Raw genomic sequence first — 26,993 nt, 5'->3', positions numbered from 1 at the left:
TTATAGCCTTTGAGATTGAATTTGATTTTCCAGCATATTCAGAATGGCATCCGGGGACAGGGCCGTGGAAAAACCAGCCGCTGCCCTGTGCCCGCCACCGCCGTGGGCCACGGCAATGGCAGAGGCATCAATGTCTTTGTCGGCCCTCATGCTGACCTTCCAGGGAAGGACGGCCTCCTCTTCTTTTTCCCGTATCAGGACAGCCATTTTCACGCCTGCAATGTAGCGGGCATAGTTGACAAGGCCGCTGGCTTCCTCTTCGCTGGCTCCGGTTTCCTCAAACATGGCGCGTGTGAGGGTCATGGTGGCAAGTTTTCCGTCGGCGCAGAGCCGGATGGAAGCCAGTGCTTTCTGAAGAAGGCGGATATAGGAGAAGGAATAGCTGCCGAGAATATTCGTGCCAACGGTTTCCGGATGCACGCCACAGGCTGTCATTTCCGCAGCAATGCTCAGGGCTTCCGTATTGGTGTTCCCAAAGCGAAATCCGCCCGTGTCCGTAAATATCCCCGTATAAATTCCCCATGCGGCATCCCCGGGAATGGTCCACTGCATCTCCTTTAAAAGACGCCATATCATCACCGTGGTGGAGGCGGCATCCGTATCAATGAGATTGTGTGTGCCAAATTCTGTGTTGCTGGGGTGGTGGTCGATGTTGAGGATGGCGGGGATTTTTTTCAGCTCCGCTGCCTTGTTGCCCATGCGCTCCGCATCACCGGAGTCCAGAACGATCAGGGTATCAAAGCGGCTGATATCCCCTGCATCCTGCACAATGAGATCTGCACCGGGAAGAAAGGCAAAGGATGCGGGAACCGGATCTTCATTGTACATGACAATGCTTTTTCCCTTTGCCCGAAGGCTGAGCCCCAGTCCCAGAAGGGAGCCGATGGCATCCCCGTCGGGCTGGACATGGGATACCAGCAGGATACGGCTGCTTTTTTCAAGAAGGTTCCGGGGCATCGTCGCTTTCTCCATGGTCGTCCTCTCTCTGGTCATCCGTGAGAACTTCTTTGAGCATTTTTTCCATGCGGGCACCATAGTCAAAGGAGTCGTCATGTCGGAAACGCAGGTCCGGCATATACCGGAGACCGAGATCCTTTGCTGCATTGCGTTTCAAAAATCCCTTGGCACTTTCAAAGCCCTTCAGGGCATCGGCCTGGGCATCGGGACCGCTGGCTGTGGTAAAAAAAACCGTGGCAATGCGCATATCCCGGCTGAGTTCCACGCCGGTTACCGTAACAAGGTGCAGACGCGGATCCTGTATGTTCCGGGTGAGATGACTGGCAATAACCTCACGGATTCGGCCTCGGATCCGGTCGGATCTGGGAGAGCCTTTCATGGTAAAACTCCTTTGGGCGTGGGCCTGGTCTCTGTGCAGACCTTAAGATAGTAAATAAAGCCGCCCGGTGGTGAATACGCTCACCGGGCGGCTTCGCTTTTTTGTCTCTGAACGGCGGAATCTTTCTCTGCCGTCCTTATTCCTTCAGGCTGGGCTTGATTTCAATGATTTCGTAGGATTCAATGATATCACCCGTTTTGAGGTCGTTGTAATTTTCTATGCCGATACCGCACTCATAGCCTTTGGCCACCTCTTTGGCATCATCCTTGAAACGCTTGAGGGAGGACATCTTTCCGTCATACATAATGACACCGTCCCTGAGAAGGCGGACCTTCTGGTTTCTGAAAACCGTGCCATCGGTGATGAAACATCCCGCAATGGTACCGATTTTGGGAATGAAGAAGGTCTGGCGGACTTCCGCACGGCCCAGAACCTTTTCCTCAAAGGTGGAAGCCATCATACCCACCATGGCATCCTGAATATCCTTCAGGGCATTGTAGATAATGTCATAGAAACGCATATCCACGTTTTCTTCCCTGGCCATGTCATGGACCTTGGCTCCGGGACGGACATTGAAACCGAGGATGATGGCGTTGGAAACCGCCGCAAGGGAGATGTCGGATTCCGTCACCGTACCCGTTGCCGCATGGATGATGTGAATTTTGACTTCCGGAGAAGACATTTTTTCAAGGGAGTCCCTTATGGCTTCAATGGAGCCCTGAACGTCGGCCTTGAGGATAAGATTCAGCTCCTTGACTTCGCCTTCTTCCATCTGCTCGAAGAGTTTTTCAAGGCTCATGCGGCTGGTTCTGGCAAGCTCCTTGGCCCTCTGCTTCTGGGATCTGTGCGTGGACACCTGTTTGGCATCCTTTTCATCCTTTAAGGCAAAGAGTTCATCACCGGCACCGGGTACACCGGAAAGGCCGAGGATTTCCACGGGTATTGAGGGGCCGGCCTCACCGATCTGGGTTCCCTTGTCATTGACCATGGCCCGGATTTTACCGTGGTGGATACCACAAACTACGGCATCTCCGGTTTTGAGGGTACCTTCCTGAATCAGCACCGTGGCCACCGGGCCCCTGCCCGTATCCAGCTTGGCTTCCACCACATGGCCCAGGGCCTTTTTGTCCGGGTTGGCTTTGAGGTCAAGAACCTCGGCCTGAAGCAGGACCATTTCCAGCAGGGTGTCAATGCCCGTATTCGCCTTGGCGGATACATGGGTGAAGATGGTGTCTCCCCCCCAGTCTTCGGCGACAACACCTTTTTCTGAAAGCTCCCTTTTGACCCTGTCCGGGTCAGCCCCGGGTTTGTCCATTTTGTTGACGGCCACAATGATGGGTACCTCGGCGGCCTTGGCATGGTTGATGGCTTCCACGGTCTGGGGCATGACCCCGTCGTCTGCCGCCACCACAAGGATGACGATATCCGTAACCTTGGCACCCCTGGAGCGCATGGCCGTAAAGGCTTCGTGGCCCGGAGTGTCGAGGAAGGTAATGCGTCCTCCGTCCGTCTCCACGGAGTAGGCACCGATGTGCTGGGTAATGCCGCCAGCCTCACCTGTCACCACACGGGTTTTACGGATGGTGTCCAGCAGAGAGGTTTTGCCGTGGTCAACATGGCCCATGACCGTGACAACGGGTGCCCGTGTGATCATTTCCTCGGGTCTGTCCTCGTGGGCCTGAAGAATGTTTTCTTCCTCAAAGGAGGCCTTTTCCACCTCAAAGCCGAATTCTCCGGCAACAATCACGGCAGTATCATAATCTATGGTCTGGTTCACCGTGGCCATGACATCCATCATCATCAGCTTCTGGATCATGAGGCTGGCCTTGATGCCCATGCGCTTGGCCAGCTCCGCCAGCACAATGGTATCATCCACCTTGATGCGGCGCTTGATGGCCTTGGGAACGGTGATCTGGGTTTTTTGATGCTGTTCCTGCTTTTTGCCCCGTTTGCCCTTTTTGCCCCGGTTATAAAGGGCATCTCCCTCCACAACGGACTTTTTGCGGCCCTTTTTCCTGCTTTTACGTTCACCGTCTTCAATGCGGGATTCAGCAAGATCCTTGGAAAGACTGTCCTTTCCTTTTTTCTTGCGGCTGCCGCTGGAAGGTGCGGTTTCCTGGGCAGGCGTTTCGTTTGCAATGAGCAGTTCCAGGGGGTCCGGTTCCGCAGGTTTTTCCACGGGAGCAGGACGGGCTGCGGGCTTGGACGGGTTCCGGTCCGATTTCATCTGGGCAAGAACGGCAGGATCAATGCGCTTGATGATTTTTGCAGCCGTATTTTTTTTCTTTTTACGGGCAGACTGGGCAGCCTCAGCCTCTTCTTTTTCCGCTGCACCTTCCCCTGCTTTTGCTCCCTCGGCTGTTTTTGGGGCGCTTTCTGGTGCTTTGGAGATTTCTGTCTGTGAAATTGCGGTGTCCTCCGTTTCAGGAAGGGCTTCTTTTACCGGAATATCAGGTGTCTCTGACGGTTTTTCGGAAACATCCGGCAGAGAGGGGGCAGGGGCTTCCTGCTGGGGAACGGTTTCTTCGGCTATTTCCGTTTTTTCTTCTGCTGCAGGTTCAGGCTGGCTTGCTTCAGGACGGAAAAGAACCTTGGCTGACGTTCCGCGCTTGTTTTTTTTCGGCGGTTTTGCCGCAGGTTTTGCCGTATTTTCTGGTTTTTCCTGGGAAGCTGCAGGCCTTTCTTCCCTGGTCTGGGCTTCTGCCTGCACGGCTTCCTTTTCCTGCGGATCTGCAGGAGCATCCGGTGCTTTTTCTGCATTGCCAGTGGAAGAAAGGGATTCCGGCTGCTGTGTACCGGAAGAGCCGGAACGGCCGGAACGGCGCTTGCGACGACGTACCACAGAGGGCTGGACCCTTTGATTTTCTTCTTCTTCCTTATCTTTTCCCATCACAAAGCGCTTGATGGTTTCAATTTCACCATCCTCCAGGGCACTCATGTGGCTGCGTACCTCGACGGCATCCATTTTGGCTATTTTGTCGAGGAGCGCCTTGTTGGTCATGTTCAGCTCCTTGGCCAGCTCATAGACTCGCATACGTCCCATCCATTCCCCCTTCATCACCGGTAGCAGGGGCTCTTACCCCTGAAGCTTCCGAATTACCGCGGTTTTCCCGGTCCGGAATTACTCGTTTTCCGATTCCGGTGTCGCCGCTTCATCTGCGGGGACCTGCCGGTTTTCATCTATTAAGGTTGTTTCCGAATCGTCTTTATGATCACTGCCTGTTTCTGCTTCAGGTGCGAATTCCGTATCCGTTTCGGCCTGCTGACGGTCTTTGTTCTTTTCACTGGCTACGGTCTGCAGGGCCGCCTGAATCATGTTCAGTGCCATGTCTTCATCCACGCCTTCCACCTGCAGCAGGTCTTCCACCACCGCATCCGCCACATCCTGCAGGGTGGTGAAGCCCTCGGCATAAAGGGCTTCCGCCAGGGTCATGCCGATGCCGGGAATCCCCATGAGTGCAGCATAGCCTTCCTTCATGGCCTGACTGTAGGATGCCTCGCTTTTAACATCCAGATGCCAGCCCGTCAGCCGGGATGCCAGCCGGACATTCTGACCTTTTTTGCCGATGGCAATGGACAGGAATTCATCGGGAACAATGACTTCCATGGCCCTGTTGTCTTCGTCAATGACCACACGCAGAATTTCTGCAGGTGCCAGCGCATTGCAGACAAAGCGGGCGGCATCGGGACTCCATGGGATGATGTCGATTTTCTCGCCCCTGAGTTCCTGCACCACGGCCTGAACCCTGGAACCCTTCATGCCCACACAGGCACCTACGGGATCCACGCCGGAATCCTGAGAAGATACGGCAATTTTTGCCCGCACACCGGGTTCACGGGATGCGGTTTCGATATTGACAACCCCTTCGGCCACTTCCGGAACCTCACTGCGGAAAAGGGCAATGAGAAACTGCGGATGGGTGCGGGAAAGGATGATCTGGGGTCCCCGGCTGTCCTGAAGTACCTTCATGATACTTGCACGGATACGGTCGCCCCTTCTGTAGGTTTCCCTTGGGATCTGTTCTCTGGCAGGGAGCAGGGCTTCGGTCTGGCCCAGATTGACCACAATATCTCCCCTGTCCACACGCTGGACAATGCCGTTGATGATTTCACCCTTTCTGTCAATGAAACCGTCGTATACGGCATTGCGTTCCGCATCCTTGACCTTCTGGATAATCACCTGCTTGGCAGACTGGGCTGCAATGCGTCCAAAGCTGGTCGTATCCAGCTTTGTTCCCAGGGAGTCACCGATCTCACAATCGGGATCCAGCTTGCGGCCATCCTTCAGGCTGAGCTGAAAGTCGGGGTTTGTTACTTCCTCAACGACTTCCCGGAACTGAAAAACTTCGATTTCTCCGGCATCCGGGTTGTACTGGGCTTCCACATCAATGTGGGAACCCAGTTTCTTTTTAGCTGCAGATTCCAGGGCTTCTTCCAGGGTGTGGATAAGGCTTTCCATGGGAATGCCCTTGTCCCGGCTGACCTGTTCTATTACCCTTTTTATATCGCTGAACAGCATGGTATGGTCTCCGTTAATCCCGGCAGAGCCGTGCCGAATGTATTTCCCCGTAGGGAATGGCAACGGTCTTTTCGGCAAGCTTGATGTTCACCTGGTCCTCGGTGATGCCCAGTAGTTCCCCCCTGAAGTTGCGCTGGCCGTCTCTGGCCGTATGGGTGCGCAGCCTGATGGTTTCTCCGGCAAAGCGTTCGAAATCCCGGGGCTGGACCAGAGGGCGGTTGATGCCCGGAGAAGATACCTCCAGGGTGTATTGCCCGGGTATGTTGATGTGGATATCCAGCAGGTAGCCGAATTCCTTGGCAAAACGGGCACAGTCATCAAGGGTGATCCCCCCTGGTTTGTCAAGGAGAAGGCGCAGAATGCGGCGACCGTCTTCCGTAACCAGGTCTGCCAGAACAAGTTCCAGTCCCTGGGATTCCAGAAGGGGCTGGGCAAGATCATGAATTCGATGGATCAGAGTTTTATTTTCCGTGTGCAACCGGGTGCCTCCAAAGCAAAAGGAAGACCGGAATTCCATAAAGAAAAAACGGGCAGCGGCCCGTTTTCCGTGGCGATTCCGGTACTGTTGGCATGAAAGGAAGTGTCTGCATCCTGTCTTTTGCAAAGGATCAGGGGCAGAGCACAGTGCATACCAATTGGAGTAAATATTATTTTTTTATGGGAATGTCAAGCCCGCTTTTTCGCAGGCAGAACCCGTGATAAGGCCCTTCTGCCCGTTTCGGCGGGCAGAAGGGCAGGTGCTCAGCCGGGCAGGGTGGCCTGAAAATGTGAAAGGAGATTCTGGGTTATTTTTTCCTGAATTTTGTTGACCTTTTTATCCGCAAGGGTTTCCGTGAGGGACCGGTAGACCATGCGCAGGGTCAGGCTTTTTTTGCCTGCAGGGATTCTGTCTCCCTGATAAAGGTCGTGGATGCTGACGGATTCGAGGATTTCCGGCTGGTTTTCACGGGAAATTTTCAGTACTTCTGCCGCAGGGATTTCTTTGTCAAGGATCAGGGTGACATCCCTTGTGGTGGCAGGATACCTTGGAATCTCCTTTGACAGGAAGAGATCCTTTTGCTTTTCCATGAGAAGGATGAGATCCATCTCTGCCATGAAAACGGGTTGCTTGATACCAAAAAAACGACGTGTTTCCGGATGCACCTCATAGATGTGGCCCAGTATGCTGCCTTCACACCGGATGCAGGCGCAGGCACCCTTTCTGACCCAGGGAAAGCTGTCCGGTGAATCCGGGGCGGCATAGTCGGCCCCGGGAATATTCATGGCCTCCAGCAGGCTTTCCACGGCGCCTTTGAGATCAAAAAAATCACATTCCGGTGCGTGTTCATACCAGCCGCCGGGGTGACGTTTTCCCGTCCAGGCCAGGGCCAGCACTTCCCTTTCCACGGGAAGATCCTCACCTGCAAGGGGGGTGAAGGTGCTGCCGGTTTCAAAAATTTTCAGGCTTTTTTCCTGCTGGGCAATGTTGCGGGCCAGAAGTCCCAGAAGGCCGGGGACCATGCTGGTGCGCATGATGGCCAGATCTTCGGATATGGGGTTTAAGAGGGCCACGGCAGGTCGCATGGGGTGGTCCCCGGGAAGGCGCAGGTGGTCGGCGCTTTCCTTGGCAACAAAGCTGTAGGAGATGACCTCGTGGAAACCGAGGCCGCACATCTGATCCTGCAGTCTTCGGCGGAAGGTAACCGATGGGGGATCCAGTCTTGTTTCCGCAGGCATTTCCGGAAAGGTGACGGGGATATTGTCATAGCCGTAGAGCCTTGCCACTTCTTCGGAAATATCTTCCCTGCGGGAAACATCCACCCGGAAGGAGGGGACGGTCACTTCAATGTCTTTGCCCTGCAGTCCCGCTGAAAAACCAACCTTTTCCAGCAGAAGGATCATCTGTTCTGCGGAAAGGTTCAGGCCGATGCGCTGGTTGATGAAATCCGGGCTGACGCCGATGGTACGGGGAGCAGGGGGAGTGGGATGTACATCAATACAGCCTTCCGCCATCCTTCCTCCGCCGGTTTCCAGCATCAGGGCCGCGGCTTTGTCCAGCGCATAAAGGGTGCCCAGAGGGTCTACGCCACGCTCAAAACGATAGGAAGAATCCGTGGAAAGCCCCAGTTTTTTTGCCGTTCTCCGTATGGAGGGGGCATCAAAGCAGGCGCTTTCGATGAGAACCCGCCGGGTGCTTTCCGTAACACCGGAGTGGAGGCCGCCCATGACACCGCCGATGGCCACGGGTTTTTCTCCGTCACAGATCATGACCATATCCCTGTCCAGCCTGCGTTCTTTTTCATCAAGGGTGATGAAGGTTTCCCCTTCCGAGGCTTTCCGGACCACAATGCGGCCTTGGGCAAGGGTGTCGAAGTCAAAGGCATGCAGGGGCTGACCCGTTTCCAGCATCACAAAGTTGGTGATGTCCACAATGTTGTTGATGGGTCTTAGGCCTGCGGCAATGAGGCGGTTTTTCAGCCATGCCGGAGACGGGCCCACGGTGATGTCCGCAAGCAGCCTTGCCGCATAGCGGGGGCAGCCTTCGCTGTCCTCCACGGTGACGCTGGTAAGGGTATCTATTTTACCCAGCGCAGGGTCCGCAGGCGGGAGGGAGACGGGTTCTGCCCTGAAGGAAGATTCTCCGAAGGCGGCCACTTCCCTTGCAAGGCCCATGACACTGGCGCAGTCCACCCGGTTGGGTGTCAGGCCTATGGTAAGCACGGTGTCATCCATTTCCATGGCTTCGCAGAAGGGGCTGCCGGGCGGGGTTTCCTGGGGCAGGGCAAGGATGCCGGAATGATCGTTGTCCAGATTCAGCTCTCTGGCGCTGCAAAGCATGCCTTCGGAAACTTCTCCCCGGATTTTACCCTTTTTAAGGACCGTGCCGTCGGGCATGGTTGTTCCTGCCGGAGCCAAAGGGGCCATCATGCCGTTTTCTATGTTGGGCGCACCGCAGACCACGCTGAATATGTCATTGCCGGTATCCACTTTGCAGGTCTGCAGTTTGTCCGCATTGGGATGGGGGGCAATGTCAAAAATACGTCCCGTCACAATGCCGTCAAGGTGGGCAAAGGGCCGTTCAACGGCTTCCACTTCGAGGCCTGCCATGGTCAGGGCGTGGGCCAGCTCCTCGGTGTTCATGGGGACGGGTATGAGGCTTTTAAGCCAGTTGAGACTGAGTTTCATGGCTAAAACTGCTCCAGGAATCGGATATCGTTTTCGAAGAACTTCCGGAGATCGTCGATGCCGTACTTGAGCATAGTCAGACGCTCCACACCCATGCCAAAGGCAAAGCCCCGGTAGCGCTCCGGATCAATGCCTGTGTTCTCAAAGAGAACGGGATGCACCATGCCGCAGCCAAGAACTTCCAGCCACCCGGTCTGGGAGCAGATGCGGCAGCCTTCGCCCCGGCACATGACACAGCGGATGTCCACCTCTGCGCTGGGCTCCGTAAAGGGAAAGAAGCTGGGGCGGAAACGTAAGCTGGTATCTTTGTCAAAGAGGGCATGGATAAAGGCGGTGAGTATGCCTTTGAGGTCGCCGAAGCTGGCCTTTTCATCCACAAGAAGCCCTTCAATCTGATGGAACATGGGGGTGTGGGTGATATCCGAATCACAGCGGTAAACCCGGCCCGGTGCGATGATGCGGATGGGCGGCTTGTGGTTTTCCATGAAGCGGATCTGTATGGGCGAGGTGTGGGTGCGCAGAACCACCCTGTCCGATACATAGAAGGTGTCCTGCATGTCCCTTGCCGGGTGATGGGGAGGGATGTTCAGTGCCTCAAAATTGTACCAGTCCAGCTCCACCTCGGGGCCTTCGGAGATTTCAAAGCCTAAGCGGCTGAAGATGTCGGATATTTCCCTGCGGATGCGGGTGAGGGGGTGCAGGGTTCCCTGGGAAGGTTTGCGGCCGGGAAGGGTGATGTCAATGTCTGTGGCCCGGTCGGCGGCTGCCGTTTCAAGGGCGGCCTTTTTTTCGCTGAAGGCCGTTTCAAGGGCCTCTTTGGCCGCATTGACCCGCTGGCCAAAGGCGGGGCGATCTTCCGGATCAAGGGTGGCCATGGTGCGCAGGTACTGGGTAAGGAGCCCTTTTTTCCCCAGATAGCGGACGGTGAGGGCCTGTATTTCTGCTGGATCCCCGGCGTTCCCAAGGGCGGCCAGGGCCTCTTCTTTGAGTTGTTCGATGCTGGTTTCCACGTCGTATGCCCTGTTTCGGTGGGGGGGTGAACGTTGCAATGGCGGTCAAAAAAAAGCCGGAACCCGAACCCGGAAAGGGGTGGAGGTTCCGGCTTTTCAGCATGACCCGTCATGGTGGTCAGAAGACAAGGAACAGCCTGTTTTTAAGGCCTTTATGTCTTTACGCCTGCAGCTTTTCGGAGGCGGTTTTAGCAATGATGGCAAAACCTTCGGGATCGGAAATGGCAAGCTCCGCCAGAACCTTGCGGTCCAGATCAATTTCGGCCAGTTTCAGGCCATGAACAAAACGGCTGTAGGAAAGGCCGTTCATACGGGCGGCAGCATTGATACGGGCAATCCAGAGACGGCGGAAATCCCGTTTTTTCTGACGACGGTCGCGGTAGGCATACATCAGGGCCTTGTCCACGGCATCCGCCGCTGTGCGGAAAAGTTTACTGCGGCCTCCACGGAAGCCTTTGGCAAGTTTCAATACCTTTTTACGTCTGTGTCTGGCTTTAAAGCCTCTTTTTACGCGCATGGGTGTGTCTCCTCAAAAAAACATGGTAATCATCCGGCTTTTCCCTTTTTCTCCGGATTCAGTGGCACCCCGGAGGACAGGGCCATGGCGACCCTTGTAATGACGAGGTTCGGAGAAAGCTGTTTTTGCAGCGGGGGCACCGGAGCTGTGGCCTTTATGCGTAGGGCATAAGACGCTTAAGCTGTGCTTCGTTGGTTTTGTCCGCCATCTGACCCTGACGCAGGTTCCGTTTTCTCTTGGTGGTTTTTTTGGTCAGAATGTGGCTTGCATTGGCCTTCCGGATTTTGAACTTACCGGAGCCAGTGCGGGTAAAACGCTTGGCTGCGGCCCGGTTGGTCTTCATTTTTGGCATGAACGCCTCCTTGTAAATACTGCCTTCGTGTGGTGAAGGCCTGTCGTTCGCCCTGGGATTGCGCTGCAAACAATTTCCAGGGGGTAAGGAACAAAAATTCTGGCGTATAAAGGCACACGCCAGAAAAGGGAACACAAAATATACGGGTATCCTGAACATAAGAAAAAATGTTGCTATGGACACCTTATGTTTCTGTCCGGCGATGGCCGGATGTATAAAACAAGGGGGCCGGTGCAGGGTTGAAATACTTTTCCGGATGCTTCCTGATACTGCCCGTATTCCCTTATTTTAAAAACTTTCAGGTTTTGGGCACAAGAATCATCATCATGGTGCGGCCTTCAAATTTGGGCGTGGATTCCACCACGGCAACATCTTCAACATCTGCGATGATGCTTTCAAGAACGCTGCGTCCGCGGTCACTCATGGTGATTTCTCTGCCCCTGAACATTACCGTAACCTTGACCTTGTTTCGTTTTTCTATAAACTTACGGATGTTCTTCAGCTTGGTTTCCAGATCATGATCCCCGGTTTTGGGCCTTACCTTGACCTCCTTCAGCTGGACAACGGTCTGTTTTTTTCTGGCCTCCTGCTGCTTTTTGGTCAGCTCATACTTGAACCTTCCATAGTCCATGATTTTGCATACAGGGGGTTTGGCCTGGGGGGACACTTCCACCAGATCAAGGGACAGACCTGCGGCAATGTCAAGGGCTTTGGGCACAGGCATGATGCCCAGCTGTTCTCCGTCGGGATCAATGACCCGGACTTCCTTGGCCCTGATGTTACGATTAATCCTTGTTCTGCTTTGTTGCAGAGCTTCCTGGCCCTGCTGGCGTCCGTTGCTAATTATACCGGACCTCCTCGTGGTGCGCGTTATCCGTTGAAATCACTCATGGGGTAAAAAGTGATCGGTTCATGTAGATCAGCATGTACGTATACCTCATGTTCTCAGGCTGTGCAAGAAATAAATATAAAGGCATTCCGGCTGCACCGCATGGAAGCTTCAGGCCCTTCAGATCCCTTGGCCCCGGATCTGTGGTCTGACGGCCTCTGGCAGGGATCTGCCACCGGCAAGGGTGTAGCGGGCAAGGAGGCTGTTTTTCCAGTAGGCGTTTTTGGGATTGCGGAAAAATTTCATGAACAGGGCAAGGCTTTCTTCCCGTCTGAGGGCGGGTCTTATGTCCGGCTGCCTTTCGCCGTAGAGGGGGGGCAGGGTGGAAAGGTCGCAGGCCGTACCGCCACCCATGGCATCTTCATAGGCCCATACCACCCGCCCGATGCCGGAAAGAAGGATGGCGGCATAGCACATGAGGCAGGGTTCCATGGTGGCATAGAGGGTTGCCTTATGGCGCATGGCTGCGGGGACAAGGCTTTCCAGCTCCCGGATGGCAAGGATTTCCGCATGGGTGATTTCGCTGGGAAGACTGCCGTTGGATGCTTTTCGTCTGGATTTTACCCGGATGCTTCCGTTAAGGGTGATGACACAACCGACGGGAAATTCTCCTTCTTTCAGGGCATTTTCTGCCAGTATCAGGGCTTCTCCCATGAATTCATGGTCTTTGTTCATTGTTCCTCCGTATCCAGATGGCAGACCGCATCATCGCAGGGGCAGGCATCATTGACTTCAAAGGCATAAAGAATGCGGTGGCAGCGCTCCTGCATGTCCGGGGTCAGGGGCTGTTCACAGGTATGGGCCGGTGGAAGGCTGTCCGGTGGTGGTATCTTGTCCAGGCCGAGGGAAAGGAGGGTGCCTGTCCGGGTTTCCAGAAGCTCGGCATCTTCCCCGTTGGTGGCCAGAAGGAGGGCGGCATCCATGAGAAGGGCGGCTGCCCGGCCCGGTGTGCGGCGGGTCACAATGGAGCCGGGACCATAACGGACAAGAAGGGCTGCTTTCCCATGGGGTTTTACCAGAAAATCCAGATGAATTCTTGCCCGTTTTTCATCGCACTTCAGAATCAGTGGAATGTTTGAGCGGATCTCCTGTCTTTTATATCCAGCCTCCAGAAGGCGTGCTGCCAGTTTCTGGCGGTAACGGTTGTCATGGTTGTCTTCTATGGTCTCTCCGCTCAGGATGTCCTGCATGCTGCCAAGGACGAGATGATGTTTGCCCATGCCTGTCCTTTCATGGCTGCCGTCCTTTTCCGGGCCGCCGTTTTTTTTGTCTGGGGCATCGCCCCTTTACAAGACCGGGACTCTTGTGCATAGGATAGTCCCCGTCCGGTATGGAGCCCGGCCTTAAAAGTTAACTCAATTCCAGCAGGCAGGCAAGCAATGACCATTAGGGAAGATTTTGAAAAGAGGGAGGCGGGGTTTATTGCTCCCTATGGCTGTTGTGCCGCAGCCTCCAGGGGGCGTCGCCGCAGGGAAGAACCATGTCCCATCCGCACACTTTTCCAGCAGGACAGGGACAGGATCGTTTTTTCAAGCGGCTTCAGAAGATTAAAGCACAAGACCCAGGTTTTTCTTTCTCCCCTGGGGGATCATTACAGAACCCGGCTGACCCATACCCTGGAAGTGGCGGAAGTTGCCAGAACCATTGCCAGAGCCCTGCGTCTCAATGAGGATCTTACGGAGGCCATTGCTTTGGGCCATGATCTTGGCCATACACCCTTTGGGCATTCCGGTGAAACGGCACTCAAGGAAATATACTCAGAGCATTTTTCCCATGCAGCCCAGAGTCTGCGTGTGGTGGATCGCCTTGAGAGGCGGGGGGAGGGGCTGAATCTCAGCCACGAGGTCAGGGATGGCATTTTAAAGCACTCCAAGGGTTTTGGAAATATTATTCCCACGGAACCCGGGGAAACGGCCCTGTCCATAGAGGGGCGGGTGGTCCGCATTGCAGATATCATTGCCTATCTGAACCATGATCTTGATGATGCGGTGCGCAGTGGTGTGATCGGCCGCCATCAGATTCCTGCATCCTGCATCAGGGTTCTGGGTGAAAGCCATTCGGTCCGTGGAACCTCCATGATCCGTGACATTATTTTTAACAGCAGCATGGAAAAAGATGGTTTCTGTCTGCGCATGAGTGATGAAGTTTACAAAACCATGGTGGAGCTGCGTCAGTTCCTTTTTGATAACGTGTACCGGTCTCCCAAGGTGCACAATGAGTTCGTAAAGGCCAAGAAAATTCTGATGGAGCTTTTTGCCTTTCTCATGGAAAATGAGGACGCACTGCAGGCAGAGCTCCGGCGGATGGAGCTTCCCGCCTTTGATCCTGCAGGGGAGGTGCGTGAAAAAGTGGTGTGTGATACCATTGCCAGTATGACGGATCGCTATGCCCTGAATCTGTATCATAAAATTTTTATGCCCTTTCCCCAGTTCTGAGGACGGGGAAAGATGCAAAGGGAGGATTGTTTTTCATGGATGCCTTTGAAACGGGGCTTGCACCGGAGGTGCTGGCTTCTTTTTTTTCCGGAATGGAAGCGCTTTATGCCCGGATGGATACGGCCTATGCCGATGTGGCGAAAAGTGCGGGGTTTTCCTGCACAGGATGCGTAGACAGCTGCTGCAACACCCGGTTTTATCACTATACCCTTGTGGAGGTTCTCTATCTTTTAAAGGGTTTTTCCATGCTTGGTGAAGGGGAGCGGTCTGCCATGGAAGAGAGGGCTTTGGCCCTGTGTGAGGCCATGAAGGCCCATGATGCCGGGGGAGAAGAGGGGCTTTTCCGGGGGCTTTGTCCTTTAAATGTGGATGGCCTGTGCCGTGTGTATGCCCACAGGCCCATGATCTGCCGTCTCCATGGTGTGCCATGGAAAATGATGGGGCGTGGTGGCGAGGTCAAGGGGCCGGGCTGTGAATTTTTTGGGGACGGGGAGGGGGTGCTTCTGGACCGGACGCCCCTTTACAGAAGCCTTGCCCTGCTGGAGCAGGATCTTCGTAAAAAATCGGGTTATGATGGCCGCATCCGTCTGAGCATTGCGGATATGCTCACCCTGCCCATGCCCGATGTGGGAGGGGAGGGGGAGGTATGAAGCATCTTGATGTGGAGGCTCTGGATACTTTGCCGGGAAAAAGAATTCTGCCGGGCCAGGGGTTTTCCTTTCGCTGCCATGAAGGGCTTTCCTGTTTCAATCTCTGTTGCCGCAACCTGAATCTCTACCTTTATCCCTATGATGTGCTCCGGCTGTGCAAGGCCCTTGATATGACATCTTCGGATTTTATGGATCGCCATACGGATGTGGTGATGCGTAAGGGGGAGTTTTTTCCCGAGGTGCTGCTGCGCATGGCGGAGAATGAGGAAAAGACCTGTCCCTTTCTTACGGATCAGGGATGCTCGGTTTATCTCCACAGGCCGGATACCTGCCGCACCTTTCCCGTGGAGCAGGGGACGGTATGGGGCCCCAATGGTTCCATCGTGGAAACCGTGGCTTTTTTCCGTCCGCCGGATTTTTGTATGGGCCAGAAAGAAGAGAAGGTCTGGACCCTTGAAAGCTGGGCCGAAGATCAGGATGCCCGGAGACATAACCGCATGACAAGGGAGTGGAGTGCGGTGCGTCTGTATTTTTCTGAAAACCCATGGGGAGCAGAGGGCTTTTATGGCAAAAAGGGAAAGATGGCCTTCATGGCTGTTTATCATCTGGATGCCTTCAGGGCCTTTTTGTTTGAGTCCAGTTTTTTCAAGCGTTACAAGGTGCATCCGGATCTGAAGCGGAAACTGAAAAAAGATGATGTTGCCCTTCTGCGCTTTGGCTTTGACTGGATTCGCCACAGTGTGTGGGGGATGAAGGTGGCCAGTATGCAGCCAAAAAAATAGGGGAGCGGGTAGGCATATCGGATCTGATTATTGCCCTGACCCAGCCACCGTTTGCAGGGCAGCATGTTGTCAGGCCCATGGTGAGAGCTTTCATACGGGCAGGCTTGAAGGGCTCCCCTGTGAATGGTTTTTGCGGCCCCGGTTTTGTAGGGGCACCCTTTACGGGTGCCTGCCAACAATCGTAAAATCTGGGTAATTATTCAGCAAAGTTTATTCTGAGCTGCTAATGCTGTAATTGCAGCAGCTTCATACTGTTGCAAGGCCCCGTGGCTATTTGCAAGTGACATTGCAATCGTTTCGGATCAGAGCTTTGCAGGCCTGTGCGAAAGAAGCGGCAAACTGTCTGAGCCGCCACAAAGGCAGCGTGCTTAAAGCCTGCCATGGTAATCAAAAAGCTTATCCTGCCTGTGGCGGGGAGTTTTTGCCGCTTCCGCACAGGGCAAGAAGCTCCCGAATCCGGCACTCAAGATCCTTGAAGCACTTTTGTTCCCGTAAAGGGCTTGAGCTTTTCAGCTTGAGTGCCGGATTGCGTCACGGGTAAAGAGCCTGGGGTCTGTGCATCTGTCTTGCAGCTATGGTACTTGGAAAACTGTGCTGAACAGCAGCTCACGCCCTGTTAGGGCATCTTGTCGTAGAGTAACTTGTGCCGGATTCAAACTCATTTAGATCAGTGATGGGTAATTGACCATTTTTTAAGTTTTTGAATTAAAAGAACTAAATTTAAGTTGCTCAGAAGCATTACTCCACACCCACGGGCATGGGCGGCACCCTGTCTCCGCCAAGGACATAGCCACCGTCAAGGCGCAGGACGCTGCCGGTCATGAAGGGGGCATCCAGAACAAGGAAGCGGACAGCCCGCACCACGTCTTCCGGCAGGCCGATGCGGCCCAGAAGGGTGTGGTCCGTGAGGGCCTTCTGCTGTTCGGAACTCATCAGGCCCCAGCCCCTTGTCCTGGGTCCGTGCCGGGTTTCCATAAGGCCCAGCATAAGCTCATTGACCCGTACCTCCGGCGCTCCCAGCCTGGCCCAGGTTTCCGTGAGTATGGAGATCCCTCGGTTTGCCGCAGCATAGCCTTCATTGAAAAGCAGGCCTGCCGGACCTGATCTTCCTGTGAGGGCGGCAATGGAAGAGATGTTGATCAGGCAGCCTTCTCCGGAAGCCTTGAGCAGGGGAAGGGCTGCCTCTGCCAGCCACTGCTTGGCCCGGAGGGTGGTTTCCTGTTCCAGATCCCACTGTGCTTCTGTATATTTCCCATGAACGACGGGCATGCCACCCCGTTCGATATTGTTGATGAGAATATCCAGTCTGCCAAAGTGGGCATGGATTTTGCCCATGAGGTCTGCGATGGCCCCGGTGTTGCGCAGGTCAATGTCGAAAATCCGAAAAGGAGTGCCTGTCCGGGTAAAGTCGGCTTCCATTTCATGGAAGTTTTCGGGCCAGTCAAAGCGGGTCAGTGCCAGTGAGGCACCTTCGGCGGCAAGGTCTAAGGCAATGGCCTTGCCGATTCCCCGTACAGATCCGGGAACCAGAGCAACTTTTCCTTTCAGTTTCATAGATTCAGCCTTTCATGTCTGTCCGCTTACAGGGCTGCGCCAAAGAGGCGGTGGCGGACCCAGTCCATGGCAAGCAGCAGGAGTTCCTCGTCGCTGTTTTCTGCGGCAGCCAGCCGCTGATCCGGAAAAATCCCCCGCAGCTCTCCGCTTTCATAGATCCTTGTGCGGAAATCATCGAGATTGTAGCAGCCCAGGATGAAAATATTTTTATGGTCCGGCTGGAGGGGGCCGGGCATCAGCCGGTTTTTGAGGCTGATCAGGGGCATCATGGCATCATTCATCAGGTCATAAATTGCCATGTCCTGACTTGCAATCCATTCTTTCAGTGTATTTGTTTTTTTGGATTCAAAGCCTTTGCACAGGGGGTCGGGAATGCGGGCATAGTGGGTCTGGAGGTTCCCTGTTGCCCTGTCCCGGACCAGTCCCCGGGCAAGGGGGAAAATCCTGCAGGATGCAGGGCGGTCTTCATATACCCGGCATCCCTCTTTTGTGAGGAAGGGGCAGGCCTGATGATTTGCCTTGTCCAGCCGGAAGGAGACCACGGGAAGGCCGCTGCCTTCCCCGTCATGGATGATGCAGTAGGCGGAAAGGAAATCTGAGGCCTTCATGCAAAGATTTTTTTTCAGGCGCAGAATGTCATAGGGGTAGAGAAGCTGGCAGATGTCATGGCAGCACTGATTGAAGCAGGGCAGCCCTTCGTGGCAGTCAAAGCAGAGGGGGTGGTCCGGGTTTATGGGTTGCAGGCAGTCGCTTGGATTTTCATTCATTTAAAAAGCCTTTGTATAAATGTAAAAAGTAAAATTAAAGTAATTATTCAGCACCGTTTATTCTGAACTGCCAATGCTGTAATTGCATCAGTTTTGTACTGTTGCAAGGCTCTGTGGCTATTTGCAAGGGACATTGCAAACGTTTCGGATTCCGGCACTCAAGCTAAAAAAACAAAGCCTACTATAAAAAGCAAGATAATTATTCAGCACTGCCAATGCTGTAATTGCATCAGTTTTGTACTGTTGCAAGGCTCCGTGGCTATTTGCAAGTGACATTGCAATCGTTTCGGATCAGAGCTTTGCAGGCCTGTGCGAAAGAAGCGGCAAACTGTCTGAGCCGCCACAAAGGCAGCGTGCTTAGGCCTGCCATGGTAATCAAAAAGCTTATCCTGCCTGTGGCGGGGAGTTTTTGCCGCTTCCGCACAGGGCAAGAAGCTCTAAGAATAAGATTGCGTCACGGGCAAATAGCCTGGGGCCTGTGCATCTGTCTTGCAGGTATGGTACTTGGAAAACTGTGTCGAACAGTTACAAATTAAAAGCTTTGTACGATGCTTAAATGGATTTCGCCATGACAAAAAAAATAGCATCTGGCGAATTTGGGGGCCACCAGCCCGATACGGATTTTCCGGCAGCCGCCTTTGATCCTGTGTTTGTCAGGGGAACAATGTTTCTTTTTTTTGCCGCAAAGATCTATATTTTGTATCGTTCTATTTTTTACTTGCTTTATATTGTGTTTTTGGTGGTTTTTTTTAGCTTTTTCCAGGTGTGAGGAAAGCCTCATGGAGAATTTGCTTGACAAATCTGCTTTGCAGGTGTTAACTTCGCATTTCAATTGGTCTTGGTGTATCTTACTGATATAAAAGCAAAAAGCATTTTCGGTCTTGTTTTTACAATGCTCTGCAGGAAATATGATTGCTTTCCGGTTTTTTATCGGAAAGGGTGTTCTTTCTGATGTGTGCTGATGTTCTGCTCATTGGTGGTTCCGGATGATAGTCGGATCTTTTCCGTATATTCCTGCCGGGCTGCTTCTGGGCTGCATAGGGTATTATAAAGGTTTTTTGGTCTCCGGTATGGTATGTGTGCCGGCCGGATTGTTTATCGTTAGGAGTTTGGTTCAACGTACAACTTAGGGAGGTATTGTAAATGCCAAGCTTTGTAATCGCAGAAAAATGTGACGGATGCAAAGGCGGAGAGAAAACTGCTTGCATGTACATCTGCCCCAACGACCTTATGGTGCTGGATCCCAACGCCATGAAGGCCTACAACCAGGAGCCGGATGCATGCTGGGAGTGCTTCTCCTGCATCAAAATCTGCCCGAACCAGGCCATTGGCGTTCGCGGCTACTCTGACTTCGTTCCCATGGGTTCCGATCTTGTTCCCATGATGGGTACCGAAGACATCATGTGGACCTGTAAGTTCCGGAATGGCGTTGTGAAGCGCTTCAAGTTCCCCATCCGGACCACTGCTGAAGGTACTGCCAATGCATACGAAGGTGCCAAGGGCAAGGACCTTGATTCTGAATTCCTGTTTACGGAAGAAGAGACCGGGTTCAAGCAGGCTGCTCCCGAAGCACCTCCTGTATGGAAATCCTGATCTTAAGAAGACTGGGGTTTATCGTATTTAAACATCATTCCTTAACTAGAATCGTTTAGGGAGGCTATACAATGGCATTGCCGAATCAGCCTGCGGGCGAACTGAAATGCGTTGAAAATCCTGAGATCATCGAGAAAGAAGTGGATATCCTTCTCGTTGGTGGCGGCATGGCTAACTGTGGCGCAGCTTTTGAGATCAAAAAGTGGGCCGATGACAACACCAAAATTCTTCTGGTGGACAAGGCTGCTCTTGAGCGCTCCGGTGCCGTAGCACAGGGTCTTTCCGCCATCAATACCTATATTGGTGACAACAAGGTGGACGACTATGTGCGCATGGTACGTAACGACCTTATGGGTATTGTTCGTGAAGACCTTATCTTCAACCTTGGCCGCCACGTGGATGACTCCGTTCATCTGTTCGAAGAGTGGGGTCTGCCCATCTGGAAAAAAGATGCCGAAAACAAGAACGTTGACGGTAAAAAAGGCCTGAAGCTTGGTCTTCTGAAGGACGGTGCCAAGCCCGTTCGTACCGGTAAGTGGCAGATCATGATCAACGGTGAATCCTATAAGCGCATCGTTGCAGAAGCTGCCAAAAAAGCCCTTGGTGAAGAAAACATTCTTGAGCGCGTATTCATCGTTGAGCTGCTCCGTGACAAGAATGAGCCCAACCGCATCGCCGGTGCCGTTGGTTTCTCCACCCGTGAGAACAAAGTATACTACATCAAGTGCAACACCATGCTGGTTGCCTGCGGTGGTGCTGTAAACATCTATCAGCCCCGCTCCGTTGGTGAAGGTAAAGGCCGTGCATGGTATCCCGTATGGAACGCCGGCTCCACCTACACCATGGCCCTTCGTGCCGGTGCTGAACTTTCCATGATGGAAAACCGCTTCACCCCTGCCCGTTTCAAAGACGGTTACGGTCCTGTTGGTGCATGGTTCCTTCTGTTCAAAGCCCATCTGGAAAACTCTCTGGGTGAAAACTATGCTGCTTCCCAGGATGCCAAGGATGAGCTGGCCAAGTACGCTCCTTACGGTACTGCACCCATCACCCCGACCTGTCTGCGTAACCACCTTCTGATGAACGAAGTGAAGCAGGGTCGTGGTCCCATCATGATGGTTACCTCCAAGGCTCTCCAGAAGCTGGGCGAGACCATGGACAAGAAGGAGCTCAAGCATCTGGAAGCAGAAGCATGGGAAGACTTCCTGGATATGACCTGTGGTCAGGCCAACCTGTGGTGTGCTACCAACACCGAGCCTGAGAAAAAAGATTCTGAAATTCTGCCCACAGAACCCTACCTGCTGGGTTCCCACTCCGGCTGCTGCGGTATCTGGGTTTCCGGTCCCAACGAAGACTGGGTTCCCGAAGATTACAAGTGGGGCGACAATGGTGTGGTCTACAACCAGATGACCACCGTTAAAGGTCTCTTCACCGCTGCGGACGGTATCGGCTGCTCCGGTCACAAGTTCTCCTCCGGTTCCCATGCCGAAGGCCGCATTGCTGCCAAGATGATGGTTAAATGGGTAAAAAATCATCCTGACTTTAAGCCTGAGCCTGAAATGAGCGCCCAGGAAGCAGCAGACCTTGTATGGAAGCCCGTTAAAACTTGGTTTGCCCACAAGGATTACTCCACAGACAAAGACGTCAACCCCAAATTCTGCAAGCCTGCGGGTATGACCATGCGTCTGATGAAGGCCACCAACGAGTACGGTGGTGGTGTGGGTTCCTACTACTGCACCAACCAGTCTGCCCTTGAGAACCTGATGGAACTCTTCCAGATGATGCACGAAGACTGTGAGCATCTGGCAGCAGGCGACCTGCACGAACTGATGCGCTGCTGGGAAATCTTCCACCGTATCTATACGGTAGAAGCCCACACCCGCCACATCATGTTCCGTAAGGAAAGCCGTTTCCCCGGCTTCTACTACAGAACAGACTTCATGGGCCAGGACGATGAGAACTGGTTCTGCTTTGTTAACTCCACTTACAACAAAGAAACCAAAGAGTGGAGCATGAAGAAAGTTCCTTATCACCGCATCATCCCGATGTAATCACGCTTGCGTGTGATGTAGTCGGATAGCACTTGCCTCCTGGTCTCCGGAATCCCGGGGCCAGGAGGTTTTTGTTAACATCCCCTTATAAGGGTTTTTGTGGCTTTTTTCGGGTATGTGCCCAATTATCCGAGGGCTTCACAGGATAAAAGAATGAAGCCCTGGGATATGTGGGCACGGAGCATGGCAGGCAGCCTGTTCGCCCGTGCCACTGTTAGAGATTATTTCTGGGATCGAATAAATCACGGAGGGAAAGCATGACGTTGGAACAATCAGCCCCTGCTGGCAGCATCCTGGTAGTCGGGGGGGGGATCAGCGGTCTTACCACGGCCCTCGAAGCCGCCGAAGTCGGCTATGACGTGTACATTGTGGAAAAAACCGCTTCACTGGGGGGACGTGTAGCCCAGCTGAATCAGTATTTTCCGAAACTCTGTCCACCGACCTGTGGCCTTGAAATCAACTACAAAAGAATTCGTGACAATGCCCGTATCAAGGTTCTCACCCTTGCTGAGGTGGAAAGTGTTACCGGTACTCCCGGTGCCTATTCCGTTCAGGTGAAGGTGAACCCCCGCTATGTCAATGAAAACTGTACCTGCTGCGGTGAATGCAGTGCCGCCTGCGCTACAGAAATTGACAATGCCTTTGATTTTGGCATGTCCAAAACCAAAGGGGCTTATCTGCCCCATGGCATGGCCTTTCCCCAGCGCTATGTCATCGCTCCTGAAATCATCGGAACCGATGATGCTGCCAAGGCAGCAGAAGCCTGTAAATATGGTGCCGTTGACCTTGCCATGCAGCCGAAAACCCTGAATCTCATGGTGGGTTCCGTTGTCTGGGCCACGGGCTGGCAGCCCTATGATGCGGCTAAAATTGATAACCTTGGTTTTGGCCGTTACCCCGACATCATCACCAACATGATGCTGGAGCGTATGGCGTCCAAAAACGGTCCCACGGAGGGCAAAATTGTCCGTCCTTCCGATGGCAAGGCCCCTGAGACCGTTGCCTTTGTTCAGTGTGCAGGCTCAAGGGATGAAAACCATCTGCCCTACTGCTCCTACATCTGCTGCATGGCTTCCCTCAAGCATGCCACCTATCTCCGCAGCCAGTATCCCGATGCGGAAGTCTACATCTATTATATAGACCTGCGGGCTCCCGGCTATCGTTATGAGAAGTTTTACAAGATGCTCAAGGACGATCCCAAGGTCTTTTTCATCAAGGGCAAGGTTGCGGAAGTGGCTGAAGAGGACGGTAAGATCCTTGTCACCGCTGAGAATGCCGTGTCCGGTGAAAAGAGCAGCCGCGCTGTGGATATGGCCGTACTTGCCACGGGCATGGAGCCCAGTCTGGCGGGTGCGAAACCCAGGGCGGATCTGGTATTCACCGAAGATGGCTTCATTGTGAATGATTATACCAGGGGTGGTCAGTTCGCCTGTGGCTGTGCCAACAAGCCGGCGGACGTGGTCTCCAGCAACCAGAATGCAACCGGTATGGCGCTCAAGGCGATTCAAACCCTGGTGAAGCGGTAGGAGGGAGACATCATGCAGAAGAAATATGGCGTATATATCTGTACCGGATGCGGTATCGGTGACATGCTGAATGTGGAAAAACTGGAGGCTGTTGCCGCAGAAAAACGCTTTGACTGTAAAAACCATCCTTGCCTCTGCGGCGAGGAAGGTCTGAATCTGATCAAGGCGGATATTGCTGAGGGTACCAATGCCCTGGCCATTGCCGCCTGCTCCCGCAGGGTCAATTTTGATATTTTCAAGTTTGACGGCTGTGTGGTGGACCGGGTGAATCTCCGGGAAGGCGTTGTCTGGAGCCATAAGAGGGAAGAGTTCCCCGGGCCTGTCACAGACGATGAAAAGGCCGATGAGTATTTTCTGGACCGTATTCAGCAGATGGCGGATGACTACATCCGTATGGGCATGGCCCGCATAGAAAAGATTGCCATTCCTGAGCCCTATCAGCTGGAAAACTTCTCCAAAAAGATTCTGGTCATCGGTGGTGGTGTTACGGGTATGGGGGCTGCCCTGGATGCGGCGGCGGCTGGTTATGAAGTGACCATTGTGGAAAAAGAGGACACTCTTGGTGGCTATGCGGCTAAAATGCGCAGGCAGATGCCCGTACAGATGCCCTTTGAATCCCTGATTCCGCCTGTGGCAAGTGATCAGATCAAAGCCGTGGAAGCCTCTTCCAAGATTGATGTGAAAACGGGAACCGTGGTTGCCCGTATTGCGGGTCAGCCCGGTGATTTTACCGTGACCTTCAAGAAGCCCGGTGAGAAAATTGAGTTTGACGTGCCTCTGGCTGTTCCCGAAGCCCAGCGTTACGATGAAAACGGCAAGGCCCTGGATGTGGATCAGATCCGTGAGATTTATGTAAAAATCAATGAGGGTCGTGCCGATGTTCTGCAGTTTGATCCCAATGGCAGCAAGTATGGTGCCGTGATCCTTGCTGCGGGCTGGCGTCCTGCGGAACTGGATGCCGAAGCCTTTGCCCATCTGGGTGTGGGAAATGCCGATGTCATCACCAACCATCAGTTTGAAATGATGGCCAAGGAGGGCAAGGTGGTTCGTCCTTCCGACGGGCGTCCGGCTAAAAACGTTGTCTTTGTCCAGAGCCCCGGCAAGGATGGGGATGATACGGACTTTGATTACTGTGGTTCCGTCACCTCCATGGTGGCCCTGAAGCAGGCCAAATATGTGCGGGAAGACTATGCCGATGGCAAGGCCTATGTGATCTATCAGCACATGCGCACCCCCGGTCTTCAGGAAAATTTCTATAAGTCCATGCAGCAGGATCCCGGTGTCTTTATGACCAAGGGGGAAGTGACTGCTGTGGAAAGTGCTGCCGAAGGCCTTGTGGTCACCGCCGCCAATACCCTTCTGGGTGAAGAAATTCAGATCAAAGCCGACCTTGTGGTCCTTGCTGCGGGTATGGTTCCTGCCACCAAAGATGATCCTGTGGTGAATCTTGCCTATCGTCAGGGCCCCGGCTTCCGGGAGATTAAATCCTTTGACGGATATGCGGACTCCAACTTTATCTGCTTTCCCTATGAAACCCAGCGTACCGGTGTGTATGCCGCTGGTGCCATCCGGAGAAGCCAGACCATTGAAGAGTCCATGGAAGACGCCACCGGTGCGGCCCTCAAGGCCATCCAGTGCGTGGAGTCTTCCAACCGCGGTGTGGCCGTCCATCCCCGTTCCGGTGACATGACCTTCCCTGACTTTTTCTTTCAGCGCTGTACCCAGTGCAAGCGTTGTACGGAAGAATGTCCCTTCGGTGCCTTGGATGATGATGAGCGTGGTACGCCCAAGCCCAATCCCACCCGCTGCCGCCGCTGTGGTACCTGTATGGGTGCCTGTCCTGAGCGCATCATTGGTTTTGCGGACTACTCCATTGATTCCGTGGGGTCCATGGTAAAAAGTGTCTGGGTTCCCTCGGATATGGATTTTGATGAGCCTCCCATGCGTATTCTTGGCTTTGTATGTGAGAATGATGCCTATCCTGCGCTGGATATGGCGGCCATGAACCGCATCTCCTATCATGCGGATGTGCGCATTATTCCCGTTCGCTGCCTGGGTTCCGTCAACGTTATCTGGATCAAGGATGCCCTTTCCCAGGGTATGGACGGCGTGTTCATGATGGGATGCAAGCACGGAGATGACTATCAATGCCACTTCATTAAGGGCTCTGAACTGATGGATGTGCGCTCCAGCAAGATGGGGGATACCCTCACAAGCCTTGGCCTTGAAGATGAGCGCATTGCCCAGTTTGAGATTGCCATTGATGAGTATGACAAGGCCCCTGAGCTGATCAACAAGTTTGTGGCAAGAATTGAAGAAATGGGTCCGAACCCCTTCAAGGGCTTCTGATACGTTAAACCAAATTGCCCAATCTTAATTTTGAGGAGGTAGGTCGATGACACAGAAATATGTGGTAGAGCCGGATATAGGCTTTATCAATGAGGTGGTGGGCCTCGGCGGGGATACCCTGAAAAAATGCTTTCAGTGTGCCACCTGCTCCGTAGCCTGCCCCATATCCCCCGAAGAAAAGCCCTTTCCCAGAAAGGAAATGATCGCTGCTTCCTGGGGGTTGAAGGATAAGCTTGTGGGCAGCTCGGACATCTGGCTCTGCCACCAGTGCGGTGACTGCAGCACCATGTGTCCGAGGGGAGCTGCACCTGGAGATGTGTTGGGAGCCATCCGTTCCTATGCCATTACCGAGTATGCCCAGCCCAAATTCCTTGGCAAGATGGTGAATGATCCGAGCAAGCTGGGCATTCTGACGGCGGTTCCTGCGGCCATTTTTGCTTTCTTTGCTTTTCTGACGGTATTCGGGCATGGGTTCTTTGCAAAGATTTTTGGCGGAGAAATGTGGTACCACACCCATGACGGTCTTCCCGTTCCGGGTATTGCCGCTTCCAACTTTATTTCCAGCTGGTTTGTGGATATTGTTTTTGTTCCTCTGGCTCTGGCCGTTGTGATTGTTTTTGGTCTGGGTTTAAAACGCTTTATTGCGGATATGCACGCCAACGCCATCCTTGAAGGAAAAACCAGAAGGACGGATCTGGACTGGGTGGAATATGCAAAAGCCATCTGGCAGGTGCTGCCTACCATAGGCAAGCACAAGAAGTTTTCCGAGTGCGGCGAAAACCGTGAACGGGCAACGGCCCATATGATGGTTCTTTTCTCCTTCATAGGCCTTGCCATTGTAACGGGTCTTGTTTTCATCGGTGTTTACTTCATGCATCAGGCAACACCCTACAGCCAGCTCAACCCCATCAAGTGGGTGGCCAACGTTTCCGGTGTGGCCCTGATCATTGGTATTGCACTGATGATGAAAAACCGTCTGGCCAGAAAAGATCAGAAGTCTGCCTATAAAGACTGGTATATTCTGGGCGTGATCATGGTCGTTGCGGTAACGGGGATGTTTACCCAGATGTTCCGTCTGGGGGGCGTGGCTTTCCTGAGCTACCTTTCCTACTACATCCACCTCATTGCCATCTTCCATCTCTTTGCCTATCTTCCCTTTTCCAAGATGGCCCATCTGGTTTACCGGACAGCAGCCATGGGATATCAGGCATACAGTGGACGGAAGTAAGCGCTGGAAAACCTCTCTTTTTTTAAAGAGAAGGCAGGTATAAAAAAGCGGTGGTCCGGTATATTCGGACCACCGTTTTTCTGTCAGGGAGCATTGTTTTCCAAGCACCATACCTGCAAGGCAGATGCACAGGCCCCAGGCTATTTGCCCGTGACGCAATCCGGCACTCAAGCTGAAAAGCTCAAGCCCTTTACGGGAGCAAAAATGCCTATAGATCTTGAGTGCCGGATTCGGGAGCCTCTTGCCCTGTGCGGAAGCGGCAAAAACTCCCCG

23 protein-coding genes are annotated in these 26,993 nt (G+C 53.4%); 9 read left to right on the top strand and 14 right to left on the bottom strand.

What is annotated here, in order from left to right; all coding sequences use genetic code 11:
* From LZ24_RS14545 to LZ24_RS14490, 12 genes are all read right to left on the bottom strand, one after another.
* Positions 1 to 957: a DHH family phosphoesterase gene (locus LZ24_RS14545; RefSeq protein WP_222427654.1), complete on the bottom strand. Its 957-nt coding sequence runs from the start codon at positions 955 to 957 to the stop codon at positions 1 to 3.
* Positions 938 to 1,336 carry a 30S ribosome-binding factor RbfA gene (gene rbfA, locus LZ24_RS14540; RefSeq protein WP_144686416.1) on the bottom strand — a complete coding sequence of 133 codons (399 nt, stop codon included), beginning with the start codon at positions 1,334 to 1,336 and terminating at the stop codon, positions 938 to 940. The genes LZ24_RS14545 and rbfA overlap by 20 nt, the downstream gene beginning before the upstream one ends.
* Before the next feature lie 136 nt (positions 1,337 to 1,472).
* Complete coding sequence (gene infB / locus LZ24_RS14535; protein ID WP_144686413.1) at positions 1,473 to 4,379, bottom strand: translation initiation factor IF-2; 2,907 nt, start codon at positions 4,377 to 4,379, stop codon at positions 1,473 to 1,475.
* Between the two features lie 78 nt (positions 4,380 to 4,457).
* Entirely contained in the window at positions 4,458 to 5,855 is a 1,398-nt protein-coding gene (gene nusA / locus LZ24_RS14530; protein WP_144686411.1) for a transcription termination factor NusA, read from the bottom strand.
* A gap of 13 nt (positions 5,856 to 5,868) precedes the next feature.
* Positions 5,869 to 6,333, bottom strand: a complete 465-nt coding sequence (locus tag LZ24_RS14525; protein ID WP_186443174.1) for a ribosome maturation factor RimP — start codon at positions 6,331 to 6,333, stop codon at positions 5,869 to 5,871.
* Positions 6,334 to 6,596: 263 nt separating this feature from the next.
* Positions 6,597 to 9,020, bottom strand: coding sequence for a phenylalanine--tRNA ligase subunit beta (pheT, locus tag LZ24_RS14520; RefSeq protein ID WP_144686407.1), 2,424 nt, complete (start codon positions 9,018 to 9,020; stop codon positions 6,597 to 6,599).
* Positions 9,021 to 9,022: 2 nt separating this feature from the next.
* Entirely contained in the window at positions 9,023 to 10,030 is a 1,008-nt protein-coding gene (gene pheS / locus LZ24_RS14515; RefSeq protein WP_144686405.1) for a phenylalanine--tRNA ligase subunit alpha, read from the bottom strand.
* A gap of 160 nt (positions 10,031 to 10,190) precedes the next feature.
* Entirely contained in the window at positions 10,191 to 10,547 is a 357-nt protein-coding gene (rplT, locus tag LZ24_RS14510) for a 50S ribosomal protein L20 (protein WP_144686403.1), read from the bottom strand.
* Between the two features lie 154 nt (positions 10,548 to 10,701).
* On the bottom strand, positions 10,702 to 10,899 hold the full coding sequence (gene rpmI, locus LZ24_RS14505) for a 50S ribosomal protein L35 (RefSeq protein WP_144686401.1): 198 nt from the start codon (positions 10,897 to 10,899) through the stop codon (positions 10,702 to 10,704).
* 298 nt (positions 10,900 to 11,197) lie between these two features.
* Positions 11,198 to 11,710, bottom strand: a complete 513-nt coding sequence (gene infC, locus LZ24_RS14500) for a translation initiation factor IF-3 (protein WP_144686399.1) — start codon at positions 11,708 to 11,710, stop codon at positions 11,198 to 11,200.
* 198 nt (positions 11,711 to 11,908) lie between these two features.
* Positions 11,909 to 12,463, bottom strand: a complete 555-nt coding sequence (locus LZ24_RS14495) for a nucleoside deaminase (protein WP_144686397.1) — start codon at positions 12,461 to 12,463, stop codon at positions 11,909 to 11,911.
* Entirely contained in the window at positions 12,460 to 13,008 is a 549-nt protein-coding gene (locus LZ24_RS14490; protein ID WP_144686395.1) for an adenosine deaminase, read from the bottom strand. The genes LZ24_RS14495 and LZ24_RS14490 overlap by 4 nt, the downstream gene beginning before the upstream one ends.
* A gap of 159 nt (positions 13,009 to 13,167) precedes the next feature.
* On the opposite strand from LZ24_RS14490, the gene LZ24_RS14485 reads away from it, so the two are divergent.
* From LZ24_RS14485 to LZ24_RS14475, 3 genes are read left to right on the top strand one after another with little or no spacing between them, the layout of a single operon-like run.
* Positions 13,168 to 14,223: a deoxyguanosinetriphosphate triphosphohydrolase gene (locus LZ24_RS14485; RefSeq protein ID WP_144686393.1), complete on the top strand. Its 1,056-nt coding sequence runs from the start codon at positions 13,168 to 13,170 to the stop codon at positions 14,221 to 14,223.
* A gap of 35 nt (positions 14,224 to 14,258) precedes the next feature.
* Positions 14,259 to 14,873 (top strand): YkgJ family cysteine cluster protein, encoded by a 615-nt coding sequence (locus tag LZ24_RS14480; RefSeq protein ID WP_144686391.1) that lies wholly within the window; start codon positions 14,259 to 14,261, stop codon positions 14,871 to 14,873.
* Positions 14,870 to 15,655 carry a YkgJ family cysteine cluster protein gene (locus tag LZ24_RS14475; RefSeq protein WP_144686389.1) on the top strand — a complete coding sequence of 262 codons (786 nt, stop codon included), beginning with the start codon at positions 14,870 to 14,872 and terminating at the stop codon, positions 15,653 to 15,655. The genes LZ24_RS14480 and LZ24_RS14475 overlap by 4 nt, the downstream gene beginning before the upstream one ends.
* A 738-nt stretch (positions 15,656 to 16,393) precedes the next feature.
* Here the strand turns inward: LZ24_RS14475 and LZ24_RS14470 are convergent.
* Positions 16,394 to 17,209 (bottom strand): SDR family NAD(P)-dependent oxidoreductase, encoded by an 816-nt coding sequence (locus LZ24_RS14470; protein ID WP_144686387.1) that lies wholly within the window; start codon positions 17,207 to 17,209, stop codon positions 16,394 to 16,396.
* A 26-nt stretch (positions 17,210 to 17,235) separates the two neighbouring features.
* Positions 17,236 to 17,976 carry a YkgJ family cysteine cluster protein gene (locus tag LZ24_RS14465; protein ID WP_144686385.1) on the bottom strand — a complete coding sequence of 247 codons (741 nt, stop codon included), beginning with the start codon at positions 17,974 to 17,976 and terminating at the stop codon, positions 17,236 to 17,238.
* Positions 17,977 to 18,544: 568 nt separating this feature from the next.
* Between LZ24_RS14465 and LZ24_RS14460 the strand changes: the two genes are divergently transcribed.
* The 6 genes from LZ24_RS14460 to qmoC all read left to right on the top strand — a co-directional run bounded on the left by LZ24_RS14460 (position 18,545) and on the right by qmoC (position 26,720).
* Positions 18,545 to 18,745, top strand: coding sequence for a hypothetical protein (locus tag LZ24_RS14460; protein WP_144686383.1), 201 nt, complete (start codon positions 18,545 to 18,547; stop codon positions 18,743 to 18,745).
* Between the two features lie 374 nt (positions 18,746 to 19,119).
* Positions 19,120 to 19,569 carry an adenylyl-sulfate reductase subunit beta gene (gene aprB, locus LZ24_RS14455; protein ID WP_139445604.1) on the top strand — a complete coding sequence of 150 codons (450 nt, stop codon included), beginning with the start codon at positions 19,120 to 19,122 and terminating at the stop codon, positions 19,567 to 19,569.
* 71 nt (positions 19,570 to 19,640) lie between these two features.
* On the top strand, positions 19,641 to 21,617 hold the full coding sequence (aprA, locus tag LZ24_RS14450; RefSeq protein WP_144686381.1) for an adenylyl-sulfate reductase subunit alpha: 1,977 nt from the start codon (positions 19,641 to 19,643) through the stop codon (positions 21,615 to 21,617).
* A gap of 257 nt (positions 21,618 to 21,874) precedes the next feature.
* Positions 21,875 to 23,143 carry a CoB--CoM heterodisulfide reductase iron-sulfur subunit A family protein gene (locus LZ24_RS14445; RefSeq protein ID WP_144686379.1) on the top strand — a complete coding sequence of 423 codons (1,269 nt, stop codon included), beginning with the start codon at positions 21,875 to 21,877 and terminating at the stop codon, positions 23,141 to 23,143.
* Positions 23,144 to 23,155: 12 nt separating this feature from the next.
* Entirely contained in the window at positions 23,156 to 25,492 is a 2,337-nt protein-coding gene (locus LZ24_RS14440; RefSeq protein ID WP_144686377.1) for an FAD-dependent oxidoreductase, read from the top strand.
* Between the two features lie 46 nt (positions 25,493 to 25,538).
* The gene (qmoC, locus tag LZ24_RS14435; protein ID WP_144686375.1) at positions 25,539 to 26,720 is read left to right on the top strand and encodes a quinone-interacting membrane-bound oxidoreductase complex subunit QmoC; all 1,182 of its coding nucleotides are present in this window, start codon (positions 25,539 to 25,541) and stop codon (positions 26,718 to 26,720) included.
* The last annotated feature ends 273 nt before the right edge of the window (positions 26,721 to 26,993 follow it).

Source organism: Desulfobotulus alkaliphilus (assembly GCF_007830435.1).
GTDB lineage: Bacteria > Desulfobacterota > Desulfobacteria > Desulfobacterales > ASO4-4 > Desulfobotulus > Desulfobotulus alkaliphilus.
The sequence above is the reverse complement of the archived record's forward strand: the minus strand, read 5'-3'. Positions and strand labels throughout refer to the sequence as shown.

Coding starts and splice junctions, on each gene's coding strand:
- infB (WP_144686413.1), bottom strand. CDS start 4,379: ATGGGACGTATGCGAGTCTATGAGCTGGCCAAGGAGCTGAACATGACC.
- aprB (WP_139445604.1), top strand. CDS start 19,120: ATGCCAAGCTTTGTAATCGCAGAAAAATGTGACGGATGCAAAGGCGGA.
- LZ24_RS14460 (WP_144686383.1), top strand. CDS start 18,545: ATGACAAAAAAAATAGCATCTGGCGAATTTGGGGGCCACCAGCCCGAT.
- qmoC (WP_144686375.1), top strand. CDS start 25,539: ATGACACAGAAATATGTGGTAGAGCCGGATATAGGCTTTATCAATGAG.
- rplT (WP_144686403.1), bottom strand. CDS start 10,547: ATGCGCGTAAAAAGAGGCTTTAAAGCCAGACACAGACGTAAAAAGGTA.
- LZ24_RS14475 (WP_144686389.1), top strand. CDS start 14,870: ATGAAGCATCTTGATGTGGAGGCTCTGGATACTTTGCCGGGAAAAAGA.
- aprA (WP_144686381.1), top strand. CDS start 19,641: ATGGCATTGCCGAATCAGCCTGCGGGCGAACTGAAATGCGTTGAAAAT.
- LZ24_RS14480 (WP_144686391.1), top strand. CDS start 14,259: ATGGATGCCTTTGAAACGGGGCTTGCACCGGAGGTGCTGGCTTCTTTT.
- LZ24_RS14465 (WP_144686385.1), bottom strand. CDS start 17,976: ATGAATGAAAATCCAAGCGACTGCCTGCAACCCATAAACCCGGACCAC.
- rpmI (WP_144686401.1), bottom strand. CDS start 10,899: ATGCCAAAAATGAAGACCAACCGGGCCGCAGCCAAGCGTTTTACCCGC.
- LZ24_RS14545 (WP_222427654.1), bottom strand. CDS start 957: ATGCCCCGGAACCTTCTTGAAAAAAGCAGCCGTATCCTGCTGGTATCC.
- pheT (WP_144686407.1), bottom strand. CDS start 9,020: ATGAAACTCAGTCTCAACTGGCTTAAAAGCCTCATACCCGTCCCCATG.
- rbfA (WP_144686416.1), bottom strand. CDS start 1,336: ATGAAAGGCTCTCCCAGATCCGACCGGATCCGAGGCCGAATCCGTGAG.
- LZ24_RS14445 (WP_144686379.1), top strand. CDS start 21,875: ATGACGTTGGAACAATCAGCCCCTGCTGGCAGCATCCTGGTAGTCGGG.
- LZ24_RS14495 (WP_144686397.1), bottom strand. CDS start 12,463: ATGAACAAAGACCATGAATTCATGGGAGAAGCCCTGATACTGGCAGAA.
- LZ24_RS14470 (WP_144686387.1), bottom strand. CDS start 17,209: ATGAAACTGAAAGGAAAAGTTGCTCTGGTTCCCGGATCTGTACGGGGA.
- LZ24_RS14485 (WP_144686393.1), top strand. CDS start 13,168: ATGACCATTAGGGAAGATTTTGAAAAGAGGGAGGCGGGGTTTATTGCT.
- LZ24_RS14490 (WP_144686395.1), bottom strand. CDS start 13,008: ATGGGCAAACATCATCTCGTCCTTGGCAGCATGCAGGACATCCTGAGC.
- LZ24_RS14440 (WP_144686377.1), top strand. CDS start 23,156: ATGCAGAAGAAATATGGCGTATATATCTGTACCGGATGCGGTATCGGT.
- nusA (WP_144686411.1), bottom strand. CDS start 5,855: ATGCTGTTCAGCGATATAAAAAGGGTAATAGAACAGGTCAGCCGGGAC.